Raw genomic sequence first — 15420 nt, forward strand, 5'->3', positions numbered from 1 at the left:
CGCGGGGTGGTGCGTGGGGGGTGCGTGGGGGGTGGAGCCGGGGCGGCCGGGTCAGCCGGTGGTGAGGGCGAGGCGGATCCAGCGCTGGGCCTCGGCGGTGGCGCGGTCGAGGGCGAGGGCTCCGGGCGCGGTGGCGGCCTGGATGATCAGGCCCTTGAGCAGGCCGACCACCGCCGCCGCGGCCGCGTCCGGGTCCACTTCCGGACGGACCTCGCCGACGGCCGCGCCCTGGCGGACCACCTCGGCCACCCAACCGCGCATCCGGGCGTCCAGACGGGCGACGGCGTCGGTGAGTTCGGAGGAGCCGGCGAGCGCCTCGGCGCCCAGCACGACGAACGCCCGGCCGAGGTCGGTCGGGTGCCGCACCCCGTCGAGGCAGGCGGCCCGGGTGAAGGCGCACAGTTCCTCGACGGCGCCCGCGCCGCTGCGCTCCGGTGCGGCGGCGGCCATCGCCTCGGCGAGCGCCTCCTCCTGGAGGCGGGCCAGCAGGGCGCCCTTGGAGCCGAAGTAGTGCGAGGCCAGGCCGCGGCTGAAGCCGGCCTCCTCGCCCACCCGGGCGAGCGTCACTCCGGCGCTGCCGTGCTCGGCGACCAGGCGCGCGGCGGCGGCGAGCAGCGCGTGCTCGGCCCTTGCGCGCCGTTCGGCCTGGGTGCGGCGCGCCGGCTCGGGCTGTCCGGCCGGTGCGGGGGAGGGGTCCGTCGGGGACACGTGCGTGGGCATACCACCATGCTAGGGTGGAACTTGCTTGTTGAACAACAAGTAAGTTTGGTGGTGCGGCCGCCGATCGCGCCACCGCTGTGGAAGGGAACCGGGATGACCGCCACGATGCTCGCCGGCCGGCTCGATGTCGCGAAGGGCGCCTTCGCCGTCGAGGAGGTGCCCGTGCCCACGCCGGGGCCGGGACAGGTCCTCGTCGAGGTGGGCGCCGCCGGCGTCTGCCTCTCGGACGTCCACCTGATCCAGGGCATGCTCAAGCCGCTGCACCTGCGGGGCGACAAGGTCACCCTCGGCCACGAGGTCGCGGGCACCGTGCACACCCTGGGCGAGGGCGTCACCACGGCCGCGGTCGGCGACCGCGTGCTGCTCCAGGCCGGCGAGACCCGTGGCGGCGTCGTCCTCACCCGGGGCGTCGACTACGACGGCGGCTGGGCCGAGTACGCGCTGGCCACCGTGGAGACCCTGGTGCCGATCCCCGACGAGCTGCCCTTCGAGCAGGCCTGCTTCATCCCGGACGCGGTCTCCACGCCCTGGGCCGCGATCACCGGCACCGGCGCCGTCCGTCCCGCCGAGGCCGTCGGCGTCTGGGGGGTGGGCGGTCTCGGGGCCCACGGCGTCCAGCTGCTGCGCGCCGTCGGGGCCCACCCGATCGTGGCGGTCGACCCGCTGCCCGCCGCCCGCGAGCGGGCGCTGGCCTTCGGCGCCGACGCCGCGCTGGACCCGGGCGACCCGGAGTTCGCCGAGCTGCTGCGCGCCGCGACCCGGGGCCGCCCGCTGGCCGCCGCGTTCGACTTCGCCGGGGTGGCCCCGGTCCGCGAGCAGGCGATGGCCACGCTCGGTGAGCACGGCCGCCTGGTGCTGGTCGGCCTGACCAACCAGCCGCTGACCGTCACCAACGGCACCCTGGTCAGCTACCTGCGCCAGCAGATCCGCGGCCACTACGGCTCGGAGGGCAAGGACGTCGTCGACCTGGTCGACCTGGTGCGCGGCGGCCGCCTGGAGTTCTCCCGCTCGGTGAGCGGAAGCTTCCCGCTGGCCCGGGCCGCCGAGGCGGTCGAGGCCCTCGAGCAGAAGAAGGGCAACCCGATCCGGCTGGTGCTCACCCCCTGACGGGCCGGGTGGCGTAGCCTCGCGGTGTCGCGTCGCGTACCGAGGGGGAGGGCGTCGGATGCTCGGATGGTGGTTCGTGGTCACGGCTCCGGCCGTGGGGGACGGCGAGGGCGAGCTCCTCGCCAAGTGGGAGACCGGCATCGGCGGCCTCGACTGGATCGCCGCCCTGGCCGCGGCCGGCCGGGCCGAACAGCTGCGGTTCGACGGCTACCCCCTGCGCTACACGGTCCGGGCGGGCGACGTCCTGCCGCTGCTCGCCGACGGCTCGGTGTTCGGCCCCGGGCCCGGCGACGACCACCGGCCGCGCGAGCTGCACCCCGGGCGGATGGCCGCCTGCCCGCCGGACGCGCTGCTGACCGTCGACGCCTGGGACCAGTCCTGACGCCTTCCGCTCAGCCGCCTGCTCAGCCGCCTGCCCGGCCGTCCGCTCAGCCGCCCGTGGTGGCGGTGCGGGCGGCCGAGCGGGCGGCGGCGCGCTTGATCGCCTCGCGGATCCGGGGGTAGCTGCCGCAGCGGCAGACGTTCTGGATCCGGTCGATGTCGGCGTCGGTGGGCGTCGGGGTGCTGCGCAGCAGGGCGACCGCCGTCATGATCTGGCCGGGCTGGCAGAAGCCGCACTGGGCGACGTCGCACTCCAGCCAGGCCTCCTGGACGGGGTGCAGGGTGTCGCCGTCGGCGAGGCCCTCGATCGTGGTGACCCGGCGGTCCGCGCAGTCCTTGACCGGCACGATGCAGGGCTGCATCTCCTCGCCGTCCAGGTGGCTGGTGCAGGCACGGCAGACGCCGACCCCGCAGCCGTACTTGGGACCGGTGACGCCGAGCTTGTCGCGCAGCACCCAGAGCAGCGGCATGTCGTCCGGTGCCTCGACGGTGACCGGCCGGCCGTTGAGGACGAAGGTGTGACTGGGCATGGAGGGCGCGTTTCCTCGGGGTCGTCGGACGGGTGCGTGGGGCTGGTACGTGGGGCAGGTTCGTGGAGCAGGGGCGTGGGGCAGGGGCGTGACGCGGGGTCAGAAGCTGATCGGGAAGGAGCGCGGGCTGGTGCCGGTCGCCCGGGCGTAGGCGTTGGCCACCGCGGCGGAGGCCGCCGGGACGCCCAGTTCGCCCGCGCCGCCCGGCGGTCCGCTCGGCGGCAGCAGGTGGATCTCGACCTCCGGCGGGCTGTGCTTCTGCCGTGCGTAGTGGAAGTCGCCGTAACTGCCCTCGCGGACCGCGCCGTGGTCGATGTGGTTGCCGGCCTGGAGGATCACCGAGAGGCCGTCGATCAGCGCGCCGGTCAGCTGGGCCTCCAGGCCGGTCGGGTTGATCACCGTGCCGAGGTCGGCGGCGATCACGGCCTTCGTCACCCGGGGCTGATTGGGCTCGGAGGCGTCGAGTTCGACCAGGTAGGCGGTGCGGCCGCCGTTCTCCGCGTGGTAGCCGATGCCCTGGGCCCGGCCGGGCGGCATGGCGCGGCCCCAGCGGCCGGCCCGGGCGACGGTGTCGAGGACGGCCCGCCCGGCCGTCTCGCGCAGCCGGGCGCGGCGGAAGGCCACCGGGTCCTGGCCGAGGCGCCGGGCCAGCTCGTCCGTCATGATCTCGTCGGCCACCCGCACGGTGCCGGAGTAGACGGAGCGCCAGCTGCCGGTCGGGATCTGCAGCGGCACCTCGGAGAGCACCTGGGTGGGGACGCCGACGTCGTACGGGTTGTTCTGGCTGAGCAGGAAGAACGCCTGGGCGACCGAGAGCCCGGCGACCTGGAGCTGGAAGCCGGCGGCGGTGAGCGCCTCGCCGAGGCCGTGGCCGAAGTCGGTCATCACGGTGGCGGCGCGGTGCTCGTAGCTGAGCACCTGGCCGAGCCCGTAGGTGGCGCGGATCCGGTGGTGGGTGGCGGGGCGCATCCGGCCGTGCCGCATGTCGTCGTTGCGGGTCCACATCAGCTTGACCGGGCGCCCGGCCGCGCGGGAGATCCGCGCGGCCTCCAGCGCGGCGTCGTAGAACAGCCGCCGGCCGAACGATCCGCCGCCGCGCACCACGTGGACGGTCACCGCGTCCTGCGGCAGGCCGAGGTCGGCGGCGATGGTCTGCTGCGCGACGATCGGGGTCTGCGCGGCGAACCACAGCTCGGCGCGGTTCGGGCGGACGTCGGCGATCGCCGTCAGGACCTCCATCGGCGCGTGGTTGACGAAGGCGAAGTCGAACTCGCCGTCCACGTACTGGGTGAGCAGCGGGGGCACCAGGAACGGCGCGTGCGCGGTGCGCAGCCGCTGCCGGATGTCGCTGTCGGAGAGCCCGGCGACCGGGCCGGGGTGCCAGCTGGTGCGCAGCGCGTCGCGGGCCCTGAGTGCCTGGTCGAACGTTTCGGCGAGGACGGCGACCCCGCTCGGGATCGTCACCACGGCGAGCACGCCGGGCATGGCCCGGGCGGCGGAGGCGTCCAGGGTGGCGAGGGTGCCGTTGATGGTGGTGGGGCGGGCGACGACGGTCGGCACCGCGCCGGGCACGGCGAGGTCGCCGGCGTACTTGGCGCGGCCGGTGACGATGTCGCGGGCGTCGATCCGGCCGGTGGGGCGGCCGATCACGCGGCGCTGCTCGGCCTGCTTGGGGGTGGCGGGCACGGCGGGCACCGCGATGCCGGCGGCCGCGGCGGCGAGTTCGCCGTAGCCGGCCCGGCGGCCGTCGGGGGCGAGCACGGCGGAGTCGGCGGTGCGCAGGGTGGCGGCCGGCAGTGACCAGCGCCGGGCGGCCGCGGTGACCAGCCGGGCGCGGGCGGCGGCGGCCACGGCGCGCACCGGGTCGTACAGCGTGCGGACCGAGTTGGAGGCGCCGGTGAGCTGGTTGAACAGCAGATCGGGGCGGCTGTCGGAGAGCGGGACGTCGACGTCGCCGAGCCGGGCGTCGAGTTCCTCGGCGACCATCATGGCGACCGTGGTGGTGAGGCCCTGGCCGACTTCCAGGCGGGGCAGGTGGAGGACGGCGCGCCCGGCGGCGGTGATCTCCAGGACGAGCAGGTGCGCGGTGGGCAGGCCGGCGATCTGGAGCGCCTGGCCGAGGTCGACGATGTCGGGGATGCCGGGCAGGCCGAGCAGTGGGCCGGGGGCGGCGGCCTGGCCCGCGGGGGCCGCGGCCCCGGCGGCCTCGGCGGCGCGGGCGGCGGCGGGCGCGGCGGCGTCCAGGCCGGCCCGGGCGGCGACGGTGAGGGTCGGCGCGGCGATCAGGTAGGTCAGGAAGCGGCGGCGGGCGGTGGCGGCGGTCCGCTGCTCGGTGGGCCGCTGCTCGGCGGCGGGTTCCGTGCCGCCCGGGGGCGCGGTGGAGGTGCTGATGGGGAGAGCCCTTCTCGCCGGGTGACGGCTCCCGCCGGGCGGGGGCCGCTAGGGTCCCGTCCCGGTGCCGGACGGCGCTCGCGCGGCGTGCACGTCTCTGGTCGTGTCCACGATCGCGAACGAGAACGCGAATGAGCATAGGAGGGCCCTACTGGCCGGTCAACACGGCTTTCCGGGTCGGGATCGGACAGCTGAGCGGATGTCGGACGGGACGGACACGGAGAGCGCGGGGGGCGCCGGGCGTCGCGCGAGGTACCGCCGTCCGGGTGACAGGGGGCCCGGGGGCGCGCGCCCGGACCAGGGGGCGGACGGGGGCACAGCCCGGCGCCGGGCGGGTTCCGGGCGCCCCGGCCGGCCGAAGTGGCCCAAGATCACGGGATGGTAGTGGCCCTGTCGAGCGGTCCGCCGATGATCCAGACTGGGGGTCGGTGATCACGGAACGCGCCGATCGCCGACCCGTCGTCCCGCGCCGCCCGCCCTCCAGGGAGTACCGTGCCGTTCCGCCGCCGCCCCGCCTCCTCGGCCCAACGCACCCTCGCCATAGCCCAGTTGGTGAGCGCGATCGGCGACGGCGCGTACTACACCAGCTCGGCGCTGTACTTCACCCGGATCGTCGGCCTCTCGCCCGCCCGGCTCGGCCTCGGCCTCGCGGTGGCCTGGGCGATCGGCTCGCTCGCCGGGGTGCCGCTCGGCCACCTCGCCGACCGGCGCGGAGCACGCGGCACCGCGGCGGCGCTCGCCCTCGGCACGGCGGTGGTGGTGGCCTCCTTCCTGGCGGTCCGCTCCTTCCTGCCGTTCCTGGCCGCCGCCTGCCTCTACGCGACCGCCCAGTCCGGGCTGGGCGCGGCCCGGCAGGCCCTGGTCGGCGGACTCGTCCCGGAGAGGGAGCGGACGGCGGCGCTCGCCCGGCTGCAGGCCACCCTCAACGCCGGGCTGGCGGTGGGCGCCGCGCTCGGCGGCGTCGCGCTCACGGTCGGGACCAGGGCGGCCTTCCTCGCCGCGTTCGCGCTGACCGCCGCCGGCTTCCTGGCGACCGGCCTGCTGCTGCTCCGGCTGCCGGTGGTGGCGGCCGGCGGCGGACCGGCGGGCCGTCCGGCCCGGGACGGCGGGTTCGCGGTGCTGACGGACCGCCGCTACGTGGTCGTGGCCCTGGTCAACACCGTCCTGCTGCTGCGGATGCCGCTGCTCAGCCTGGTGATCCCGCTGTGGATCGCCGACCGGACCCCGCAGCTCGGCTGGCTCGGCTCGGCGCTGTTCGTCCTCAACACCCTCGGTGTGACGCTCTTCCAGGTCCGGACCGCCCGCGCCGTCACCGGCCTGCGGTCGGCCGCCCGGACCGTCCGGCAGGCCGGGGCGGTGCTGCTCGCCTCCTGCGCGGTCTTCGCGCTCTCGGCCGCGGCCGTCCCGCTCTGGGCGACGGGCGCGCTGCTGGTCGGCGGCGCGGTGCTCCAGGTGATCGGCGAGATGAAGCAGTCCGCCGGATCCTGGCAGATCGCCTTCGACCTCGCCCCGGCCGACCGGCTCGGCCAGTACCAGGGCTTCTTCGGCACCGGCGTGGCGGTGGCCCGCACCGCCGGGCCGCTGCTGCTGACCACGCTGCTGCTGGACGGCGGCGGGCCGGGCTGGCTGCTGCTCGGCGGGCTCTTCCTGACCGCCGGCTGCGCGATGGGCCCGGCCGTGCGCCGGGCCGAGCGGGACCGCCCGTGGCGCACCCCGGTCACCACCGGGACGCTCACCGAGGCCTGCTAGCGGCGGACCTGACGCGGCGTCCACCGGCCCGGGGCCGGTGGACGGAGCCGCCGAGGGGCCTGCCAGACCATACGGTGAATGATGATCTTCAGCCACGGACCGCACTGTTTCCCGTCATTCCGGCCCTGTGGAGGGGGATTGACGCCCCTACAGGCGGTCCCCGCAAGAATCTCCTGTCGCACACGTCTTCCCCTGTTGATCGCGGCCTGACAGGCTGTCCGGGTTTGCACAACCGGAGGAGGTTTCGTGTCCCGTATCACCAGCGCGGCACTGGCGGTCACCAGTGCCCTCGCCCTCGTCGCCGGCTCGGCCGCGGCGGCCGTCGCCGCACCGGCCCCCGGCCCGGCCGCCGAGGCCAAGGTGGCACCGGTCGACTGGAAGCCGTGCAACCCCGATCCGACCCAGCCGGACCCGAAGATCTACGACTGCGCCGTCTACCAGGTGCCGCTCGACTACGACCACCCCAACGGTGAGACGGTCGGCATCGCGATGATGCGCCGCCGCGCGAGCGACCCGTCCAAGCGGATCGGCTCGCTGTTCCTCAACCCCGGCGGCCCGGGCGGCAGCGGCTACATGTGGGCGACCACCGCCCGCTTCGGCAAGGACGTCCAGGACCGCTTCGACCAGGTCGGCTTCGACCCGCGCGGCGTGGGCCTCAGCAACCCGCTCAAGTGCTTCACCACCGACGAGGAGGCCGCCGGCGTCAACGACCGGATGGTCGGCGTCCCGGTGACCAAGGCCGAGATAGCCCAGACCATCGACGCCACCGAGGACTACACCGACGCCTGCTCGCGCAACGCCGGCCCGCTCATCGAGCACATGTCGACCATCAACGTGGTCCGCGACCTCGACCGGATGCGCCGCGCCGTCGGCGACGCCAAGCTGAACTTCGCGGGCTTCTCCTACGGCACCCTCATCGGCGCCACCTACGCCGGGATGTACCCGGACAAGGTCCGCGCGCTGATCGTCGACGGCAACGTCGACCCCAACCTGCGGATGCACAACGGCGTCGAGTACGACCGCCAGCGCGCCACCGGCTTCGAGGTCGCGCTCGCCGAGTACCTCAAGCGCTGCCAGACCGCCGGCGCCCCGCGCTGCGCCTTCGGCGACGGCGACACCCGCGCCAAGTTCGACGCCCTCCGCGACCGCCTGCGCACCAGCCCGGTCACCCTGCCGGACGGCACCCAGGTCACCCTCTCCAGCTTCACCGGCCAGGTCGCCAACGCCCTGTACGCGCAGAGCCGCCAGGCGCCGCTCGCCAAGTCCCTCCAGGCGCTGCACTCGGTGGTCCAGGCCCCGGCCGCCGCCGCCCAGGGCCTGGCCCCCGCCGCCCCGGTCGACCCGGCCGCCGTCGAGGACGCCAAGGTGCTCGCCACCGAGGTGCCGAACGCGCTGCGCGAGGCCCTGCCGGAGACCCCGTACTCCGCCGACGACTCCTACTACGGCGTCAACTGCCAGGACAAGCCGTACCCGTCCAACCCGCGGACCTTCGTCAACCTGGCCAAGGCCTGGGAGAAGGAGTCGCCGACCTTCGGCCGCTACCAGGCCTTCGACGGCCCGACCTGCTCCACCTGGCCGGCCCCGGCCCGCGACGCCGAGCGCTTCACCGGCCCGTGGGGCAAGAAGACCGCCACCCCGGTGATGGTCATCGGCAACCTCTACGACCCGGCCACCAACTACACCTTCTCGCAGCGCATGCAGCGCCAGCTGGGCAACGCGGTGCTGGTCTCCGTCGACGTGGTCGAGCACTGCGCCGTCGGCCGCAGCAAGGAGCTGGGCAAGCTGGTCACCGACTACCTGGTGAACCAGAAGGCCCCCGCCGCCGGCCAGCTCCTGAAGCCGGACGCCGACGCCTTCCCGCCCGTCGCCTGACACCCCGGACCACCTGAAGAACCGAACGGCCCGCTCCCGGAAACAGCCTTCCGGGACCGGGCCGTTCGGCCTTCACCCCGCCGCTCGAAGCTCCGCCGAGCGGGACGACGGTGCCCAGTACCGCCTCACCCTTGGCCCGGATCAGAGGTCGGTGAGCGGGATGTCGGGGTCGGCGAGGGCTTTGAGGTCGACCGTGCGGCCGGAGCGGACCAGTTCGCGGATGGGGTCGGTGACGTCCCAGACGTTGACGTTCATGCCGGCCAGGACGCGGGCGTCGGCGAGCCAGAAGGCGATGAACTCGCGGGTGGCGGGGTCGCCGCGGAAGACCACGCGGTCGTAGCCGCCCGGCTCCACCCAGCCGACGTACTCCGCTCCGAGGTCGTACTGATCCGTGAAGAAGTAGGGGACGCGGTCGTACACCGCGTCCTCGCCGAGCATCGCCCGGGCCGCGGTCTGGGGCTGGTTGAGCGCGTTGGCCCAGTGCTCGACCCGCAGGTGGCGGCCGAACAGCGGGTGGTAGGCGTTGGCGACGTCGCCCGCCGCGTGGATGTCCGGGTCCGAGGTGCGCAGGTGCTCGTCGGTCTTGATGCCGTTGTCGATCTCCAGGCCGGCGGACTCGGCGAGCGCGGTGTCCGGGGCGATGCCGATGCCCACCACCACCGCGTCCGCGGGCACCGTCGTCCCGTCCGCCAGCCGTACGCCGGTCACCCGGCCGTCCTCGGCGGTCAACTCCGTGACCTGGACGCCGAACCGCAGGTCCACGCCGTGGTCGCGGTGCAGGTCGGCGAAGACCTGCGCCACCTCGCGGCCCAGCACCCGGAGCAGTGGCAGCTCGGCCGCCTCCAGCACCGTCACCGCCGCGCCCGCGGTCCGCGCCGCGGCCGCCGTCTCCAGCCCGATCCAGCCCGCGCCGATCACCACCACCCGGGCGTCCGGGCGGAACGCCTCGCGGATCCGCTCGCTGTCCTCCACCCGCCGCAGGTAGTGCACGCCCTGCTGGTCCGCCCCGGGCACCGGCAGCCGGCGCGGCACCGAGCCGGTGGTCAGCAGCAGCTTCGCGTACTCCACCTGCCCGTCGTCGGCCAGCGTCACCGTGTGCGCGGCCGGGTCGACCGCGACCACCGGCGTGCCCAGCCGCAGCGTCACGTCGTGGTCGGCGTACCACTGCGGCGGGTGGACGTAGATCTTCTCCCGGGCCGTCTTGCCGAGCAGGTAGCCCTTGGAGAGCGGCGGACGCTCGTACGGGCGCTCGTGCTCGTCGCCGATCAGCACGATGCCGCCGGTGTACCCGGCCTCGCGCAGCGCCTGCGCGGCCTTCGCGCCGCCGAGGGAGGCGCCGACGATCACGAAGGGGCGCTCCCGCCCGCCGCTGTCGCTGCCGCTGCTGTCCGTGCTCATGGTGAACTCCTCGCTCTCCGGCGGAAATCACGGACAGCCTGCCGCCGGGCGGGGGAGCTGTCGAGAGCGCGTCCGGCGCGCCGCGTGGGCTCCCCCGAACGGGTGACGCGCGCGTCAGGACGTCAGAGCGTCAGGGCGTCATCGCGTCCCGGACCAGCGCGGTGTCGGTGAACTGCTCGAACCGCACGATCCGCCCGCCGCGCACCGTGAAGTGGTGCACCACCCGCACCTCCAGCGGACGCCGGGTGGCCTTGTGCACCGCCGTGTACCGGCCCAGCACCACGACCTCCTCACCGGCCGCCACGTACCGGTCGTCGTGTGCCGTCCAGTCCTCCCACTCGGCGGCCAGCCGCTCCATCACCCCGCCGGTGACGCCCTTCGGCGTGCGGTAGGTGCCGGCCAGCGGGAAGCCCGCCATCTCCGTCCACTCCACGTCCTCGGCGAGCGTCGCCCGCAGCGCCCCCAGGTCGCCGCGCGCCGAGGCCAGGTACTGGCGGCGGACCACGTCGGCCGGGGCGTCGGACTCCGCGAACGCGGCCTCGGACCTCGGGATCTCGATCATCGCGCTCAGCCCCAGCTCTGCTCGCCCTTGGCGACCTTCGTCCCGAGGTCGACCGCCAGCTTCATGCCCAGCCCGGGGAATCGGTGCTCCAGGGCCTCGCGCGCCGCCGCCGCGTCCGGTGCCCGGCCGACCTCCGTCTCGAAGGCCCGCAGGTAGTCCCGGGTGTGGCCGATCGACGAGGTGTCGGTCGGCGCGTCCGCCGTCCGGTGACCGGCCACCACGAAGGCCGGCTCCAGCGCCGCCATGCCGTCCAGCAGGTCGATCCAGGCCGCCCGCTGCTCCGGCGCCGGTGTGTCCGCCGTCCACACGTGCAGCCCCTGGAACAGCAGGACCCCACCGAGCACCGTGCGGTGGTGGTGCTGCCACAGGTAGTGCCGGTCCGGCAGGTGGAAGTCCGCGCCGCGCAGCTCGAAGCGGTGCCCCTCGAAGACCAGCTCGTCGCCGGGCAGCACCTCCGGGCGCACCAGCCGGGTGGGCAGCTCCGGCCCCAGATGCGCCCAGGCCCGCTTCTTGGCCTCGTAGGTCTCCTGGATGTGCTCGACGGTCGACGCGGTGGCCAGGAACCGGGCCTGCGGGAAGACGTCCTGCACCTCCTGGGCGCCGAAGTAGAAGTCCGGGTCCCCGTGGCTGACGAACACCGTGGTCAGCCGCTTGCCGCTGGCCTTGACCCGCTCCGCCAGCCGCCGCCCGTCGGAGCGGGTGAACCCGGCGTCCACCAGCAGCGCGTCCTGCGGCCCGGTGACCAGGACGGAGGTCTTGTTGAGCGAGCTGTCCGGGCTGTCGATGACCTCGAAGTCGAGGGCGCTCATGAAGGTGTCCTTCCTCGGGCGAGGGAGCCGGGCGGCGTACGCGTGCCCCGTCGCCAGCATCGGCGACCCGGCGTCCCCCCGCACCCCGGGACCGGACCTGACCCGACCGGCCCGGCCCGGTCAGGGGGCCGGGCGGAGGCGGGTGACGGCGGCTGCGGCGAGGAGGGTGGCGCCGGCCAGCACCGGCCACAGGACCTCCGGGCCGACGGCGAGGAGCGCGGTCAGGGCGGCCGGGGCGAGCGCGCGGCCGACGCCCGTCGACAGCTCCCAGCGGGCCAGGGCGCGGCCGAGCAGCCGGGGCGGGGCGCTCGCGGCGACCAGCGCGGTGCCCGAGCCGGAGTAGAGGATCTCGCCGAGCGTGAAGAGGACCGACACCGCCGCCACGCCGGCCGCCCCGGCGGTGCCGCCGAGCGTGCCGGCCGCCCAGAAGCCCAGGTAGGAGAGGGCGAGCGCGGCGCCGCCGACGGCCAGTACGGTGTGCCGGGAGCGGTCGGCGAGACGGAGCACCACGGCCAGCTGGAGCGTGATCACCAGCACCGTGTTGCCCACGAACACCCCCGAGGACCAGGCCGCGGAGGCGTGCAGGTGCAGCACCAGCAGCGCGGGCAGGGCCACCTCCAGGACGTCGAAGGAGAAGGCGAAGGGCAGATTGGCCATGCTGAGCAGGGTGATCCGGCGCAGCGCCGGGCCCTCGGCACGCTCGGACCCGGCGGGGGCCGGCGGCGCCTCGGGGGCGGTCACCCGCAGCGAGTGCACCAGCGCCGCGGACAGCAGGCAGGCCACGCCGGTCACCCCGGCGAGCAGCCGCAGCGCCCCCGTGCCGCCCGCCACCGCGAGTGTCGCCAGCAGCGCGCCCGCGCCCAGCCCGGCGTTGCGCAGCGTCCGCCCGGCGGCCAGCGCGGCGTCCCGGGTGCGGCCCTCGGTCAGCGTCGAGACGACCGCCGCGTGGGTGGCGGGCCAGGACTGGCCGCCCACTCCGAGCAGCACGGCCGCCGCCGCGAACCCCGGCACGCCGTCGGCCAGCAGCAGCACCACCGACCCGGCCGCCCGCACCAGCAGGGTCGCCGCCGCCGGCAGGCTGCGCGCGCCCCGGTCGATCCACCGGCCGGTCAGCGGGAGGACGAGCAGGCCCGCGAGCATCCCGGCGGACATCGCGAGGCCCGCCGTGCCCGCGTCCAGCCCGAGCACGCCGATGCCGTAGAGCAGCAGGAACGGCCGCAGCAGGCCGGTGCCGAGGGCGTCCACCACCAGCGCGGCCGCGTAGCGCGGGCCGCCCGCGGCGGTGAGCAGTCCGAGCAGGGCGGCCGGGCCGCTGCGGGGTGCCGGGTCGCCGTGAGGTGCCGGATCGTCGGGGTGCGGGCGTGAACGCTGGATCAGACTCATGAGCGGTACCGTCCGCCCGGGCCCGCCCCGTGGGCACGCCGATTGACGACCAGCGTCAATCCGCGACGGGCCGGGTCGCCGCGGGTGACAGGATCGGGACCGTGAGCCTGACCATCGACATCACCGGCCTGCCCGACGAGCGCCTGCTGTTCACCCCCTCCCCGCTGGCCGAACTCAGCGCGATGCTGCACGTGCTCGCCGAACCGGCGCACCACCCCGAGCTGCACGGCTGGGCGGCGAGCACCACGGCCGTCGTCCCGCCCGCGCTCGCCGAACGGCTCTTTGAGGCCGACTTCCTCTGGCGCTCCTCGCGCGCCGACTTCCTCGTCCCCGGCCTGCCCGGCGCCACCCTCGCCGAGGAACTGGACGCCGTCGACCGGATCGGCGACGAGCAGTACGTCCGCGCCGCGCTCGTGACGACCTGCGGCGTCACCCGGCTCGCGCACCGCTTCGCCTCGCCGCTCACCGACCCGGTCGCGCAGGAGCGGGCCCGTGAACTGGCGCTGGCCCGCGGCCCGCGGCAGGCCGACTTCGCCGACCGGCTGCTCACCGACCCGTCCGCCGTCCGGGCGCTGGTCCGCCGGATGCTGGAGGACTGCGCGGACGCGTTCTTCGCCGACGCCTGGCGGCGGGTGCTGCCCGAACTGGCCGCCGACGCCCGCCGCAAGACCGACCTGCTGGTGCGGCACGGCGCGGCCGAGGCACTGGCCGCCGTCTCCTCCTCGGTGCTGCTGGAGGACACCGGCGAGGGGCGGCGCCGGATCGTCGTCGACAAGCTCCAGGACAACACCACCGGCGCGGGCGCCGCCGGCGGTGTCACCTTCGTCCCGACCGCGTTCGGCCGCCCGCACCTGCTGGTGGTCTCCGCGCCCGGCTGGCGCCCGGTGGTGCAGTACCCCGTCGCCGAGGAGGGCGTGCCCGAGCCGGTGTCGCTCGCGGTGGTCCAGCAGCGGCTGGAGGCGCTCGCCCACCCCGTCCGCCTCCGGCTCGCCCGCACCATCGCCCGGGGCCCGCACACCACCGGCGAGCTCGCCGCCGCCTGGCAGCTCAGCGCGCCCGAGGTCTCCCGGCACCTGGCGGTGCTCCGCAGGGCCGGACTGCTGACCACCCACCGGCGCGGGCGGTACATGCTCTACCAGCTGGACCTGGCCGGCAGCGCCCGGCTCGGCACCGACCTGCTGGAGGCGGTGCTGCGGTGAGGGGGAACACGGGCGTGGCCGGGCACGTTCGAGCGGTCATGACCAGTGACGACGCCGCTCCCGGCGCACCCGGGATCCTCCGCTACGCCGCCTTCGCCACCGACCCCGAGGGCGGGAACCCGGCGGGCGTGGTGCTCGACGCCGCCGGCCTGTCCGCCGAGCGGATGCTCGCGATCGCCGCCGAGGTCGGCTACTCGGAGACCGCCTTCCTGACCCCCGATCCGGCGGGCGGCTACGCGGTGCGCTACTTCAGCCCGCTGACCGAGGTGCCGTTCTGCGGCCACGCCACCGTCGCCTCCGCCGTGGCGCTCGCCGAGCGGACCGGCCCGGGGCGCTACCTCTACCGCACGGCGGCGGGCGAGGTGCCGGTCGAGGTCACCGAGGGCGCGGACGGCGCTCTGCGCGCCACCCTCACCAGCGTCGAGCCGCGGGTCACGGAGGCCGATGCGGCGGACGTCGCCGAGGCGCTCGCCCTGCTCGGCTGGGCACCCGGGGACCTCGACCCCGCGCTGCCGCCCCGCTACGCCTACGCGGGCGCCCGGCACCTCGTGCTGGCCGCCGCGACCCGCGAGCGGCTGGCCCGGCTCGCCTACGACTTCGACGGCCTCGCCGCCTTCATGACCGCCCGTGACCTGGTCACCGTCCAACTGGTCTGGCGCGCCGCCCCCGAGGTCTTCCACGTCCGCGACCCGTTCCCGGTCGGCGGCGTCGTCGAGGACCCGGCCACCGGCGCGGCCGCCGCCGCCTTCGGCGCCTACCTGCGCGCCCTCGACCCCGCCGGCGCCCCGGACACCCTCACCCTCCACCAGGGCGAGGACCTCGGCCGCCCCGGCCTGCTCCACGTCGACCTCCGCACGGCGGCCCCGCGCATCCGGGTCTCCGGGGCGGCGGTGGCCATCCCGTAGGCCCTGCGGGCGGGCGTCGACCGGCAGCCGGAGCCGCGGCTGCGCCCGGCATCCGGGCGGCGTCCGGCTCCCGGGGCCGGCGGTGGTCCCGGTCGGGCCGGACCGGCTGGAGCACCGGGCCGGGACGCGGCGGTAGCAGCCGACGGGGGCGCCGAGCAGCGGCCGGTGCCGGCTCGGATCGACGGGCTCGACGAGCAGTCGACGGGCTCGACCAGCAGGGCACAGCCGTCGATCACCCCGGTGAGCCGCCCGTCCGGCTCGGCCGTCGCGCCCTCGCGGAGCCGGGCCACGGCCTCGTCGAGCCAGTTCGTCCGGCTGTGGGCGTCCAGGGCCGAACAGGGCCGGCTCCGGGTGGCGGTCGGTGTGCCGCACGGTGAAGGCCCGGTCCGGGACGGACCCGCCGCCACACCACGT

The 15420-nt window shown here is 75.7% G+C and carries 13 protein-coding genes; 6 read left to right on the plus strand and 7 right to left on the minus strand.

What is annotated here, in order from left to right; genetic code table 11:
- Positions 1 to 51 precede the first annotated feature (51 nt).
- Positions 52 to 720: a TetR family transcriptional regulator gene (locus ACFCLZ_RS34070; RefSeq protein WP_380281749.1), complete on the minus strand. Its 669-nt coding sequence runs from the start codon at positions 718 to 720 to the stop codon at positions 52 to 54.
- 93 nt (positions 721 to 813) lie between these two features.
- Here ACFCLZ_RS34070 and ACFCLZ_RS34075 point away from each other — a divergent pair, with 93 nt between their 5' ends.
- Positions 814 to 1827, plus strand: coding sequence for a zinc-binding dehydrogenase (locus ACFCLZ_RS34075; protein WP_380281750.1), 1014 nt, complete (start codon positions 814 to 816; stop codon positions 1825 to 1827).
- A 58-nt stretch (positions 1828 to 1885) separates the two neighbouring features.
- Complete coding sequence (locus tag ACFCLZ_RS34080; protein WP_380281751.1) at positions 1886 to 2209, plus strand: hypothetical protein; 324 nt, start codon at positions 1886 to 1888, stop codon at positions 2207 to 2209.
- Positions 2210 to 2255: 46 nt separating this feature from the next.
- Here ACFCLZ_RS34080 and ACFCLZ_RS34085 read toward each other — a convergent pair whose 3' ends face one another.
- Entirely contained in the window at positions 2256 to 2738 is a 483-nt protein-coding gene (locus ACFCLZ_RS34085) for a (2Fe-2S)-binding protein (protein WP_380281752.1), read from the minus strand.
- 99 nt (positions 2739 to 2837) lie between these two features.
- Positions 2838 to 5129 (minus strand): molybdopterin cofactor-binding domain-containing protein, encoded by a 2292-nt coding sequence (locus ACFCLZ_RS34090; protein ID WP_380286371.1) that lies wholly within the window; start codon positions 5127 to 5129, stop codon positions 2838 to 2840.
- A gap of 492 nt (positions 5130 to 5621) precedes the next feature.
- Here ACFCLZ_RS34090 and ACFCLZ_RS34095 point away from each other — a divergent pair, with 492 nt between their 5' ends.
- A complete protein-coding gene (locus ACFCLZ_RS34095; protein ID WP_380281753.1) occupies positions 5622 to 6878 on the plus strand; it encodes an MFS transporter in 1257 nt (418 codons plus the stop codon).
- A 246-nt stretch (positions 6879 to 7124) separates the two neighbouring features.
- Positions 7125 to 8750 carry an alpha/beta fold hydrolase gene (locus ACFCLZ_RS34100; protein ID WP_380281754.1) on the plus strand — a complete coding sequence of 542 codons (1626 nt, stop codon included), beginning with the start codon at positions 7125 to 7127 and terminating at the stop codon, positions 8748 to 8750.
- Between the two features lie 141 nt (positions 8751 to 8891).
- On the opposite strand, the gene ACFCLZ_RS34105 is transcribed toward ACFCLZ_RS34100, so the two are convergent.
- The 4 genes from ACFCLZ_RS34105 to ACFCLZ_RS34120 form a co-directional block, all read right to left on the minus strand.
- Positions 8892 to 10148, minus strand: coding sequence for an NAD(P)/FAD-dependent oxidoreductase (locus tag ACFCLZ_RS34105; protein WP_380281755.1), 1257 nt, complete (start codon positions 10146 to 10148; stop codon positions 8892 to 8894).
- 130 nt (positions 10149 to 10278) lie between these two features.
- Positions 10279 to 10710 carry a nuclear transport factor 2 family protein gene (locus tag ACFCLZ_RS34110; protein WP_380281756.1) on the minus strand — a complete coding sequence of 144 codons (432 nt, stop codon included), beginning with the start codon at positions 10708 to 10710 and terminating at the stop codon, positions 10279 to 10281.
- Positions 10711 to 10715: 5 nt separating this feature from the next.
- On the minus strand, positions 10716 to 11519 hold the full coding sequence (locus ACFCLZ_RS34115) for an MBL fold metallo-hydrolase (protein ID WP_380281757.1): 804 nt from the start codon (positions 11517 to 11519) through the stop codon (positions 10716 to 10718).
- A gap of 120 nt (positions 11520 to 11639) precedes the next feature.
- Positions 11640 to 12902 (minus strand): MFS transporter, encoded by a 1263-nt coding sequence (locus tag ACFCLZ_RS34120; protein ID WP_380281758.1) that lies wholly within the window; start codon positions 12900 to 12902, stop codon positions 11640 to 11642.
- Positions 12903 to 13003: 101 nt separating this feature from the next.
- Between ACFCLZ_RS34120 and ACFCLZ_RS34125 the strand changes: the two genes are divergently transcribed.
- Complete coding sequence (locus ACFCLZ_RS34125; RefSeq protein WP_380281759.1) at positions 13004 to 14101, plus strand: DUF5937 family protein; 1098 nt, start codon at positions 13004 to 13006, stop codon at positions 14099 to 14101.
- 38 nt (positions 14102 to 14139) lie between these two features.
- Positions 14140 to 15006 carry a PhzF family phenazine biosynthesis protein gene (locus ACFCLZ_RS34130; protein WP_380281760.1) on the plus strand — a complete coding sequence of 289 codons (867 nt, stop codon included), beginning with the start codon at positions 14140 to 14142 and terminating at the stop codon, positions 15004 to 15006.
- Positions 15007 to 15420: the final 414 nt, after the last annotated feature.

Origin of the sequence: Kitasatospora purpeofusca (assembly GCF_042691725.1) — a bacterium.
Classification (GTDB): Bacteria; Actinomycetota; Actinomycetes; order Streptomycetales; family Streptomycetaceae; genus Kitasatospora; species Kitasatospora purpeofusca_B.

What these genes read in the sequence shown, in the direction of transcription:
- ACFCLZ_RS34070 (WP_380281749.1), bottom strand. Translation starts at nt 720, where the DNA reads ATGCCCACGCACGTGTCCCCGACGGACCCCTCCCCCGCACCGGCCGGA.
- ACFCLZ_RS34075 (WP_380281750.1), top strand. Translation starts at nt 814, where the DNA reads ATGACCGCCACGATGCTCGCCGGCCGGCTCGATGTCGCGAAGGGCGCC.
- ACFCLZ_RS34080 (WP_380281751.1), top strand. Translation starts at nt 1,886, where the DNA reads ATGCTCGGATGGTGGTTCGTGGTCACGGCTCCGGCCGTGGGGGACGGC.
- ACFCLZ_RS34085 (WP_380281752.1), bottom strand. Translation starts at nt 2,738, where the DNA reads ATGCCCAGTCACACCTTCGTCCTCAACGGCCGGCCGGTCACCGTCGAG.
- ACFCLZ_RS34105 (WP_380281755.1), bottom strand. Translation starts at nt 10,148, where the DNA reads ATGAGCACGGACAGCAGCGGCAGCGACAGCGGCGGGCGGGAGCGCCCC.
- ACFCLZ_RS34110 (WP_380281756.1), bottom strand. Translation starts at nt 10,710, where the DNA reads ATGATCGAGATCCCGAGGTCCGAGGCCGCGTTCGCGGAGTCCGACGCC.
- ACFCLZ_RS34115 (WP_380281757.1), bottom strand. Translation starts at nt 11,519, where the DNA reads ATGAGCGCCCTCGACTTCGAGGTCATCGACAGCCCGGACAGCTCGCTC.
- ACFCLZ_RS34120 (WP_380281758.1), bottom strand. Translation starts at nt 12,902, where the DNA reads ATGAGTCTGATCCAGCGTTCACGCCCGCACCCCGACGATCCGGCACCT.
- ACFCLZ_RS34130 (WP_380281760.1), top strand. Translation starts at nt 14,140, where the DNA reads ATGACCAGTGACGACGCCGCTCCCGGCGCACCCGGGATCCTCCGCTAC.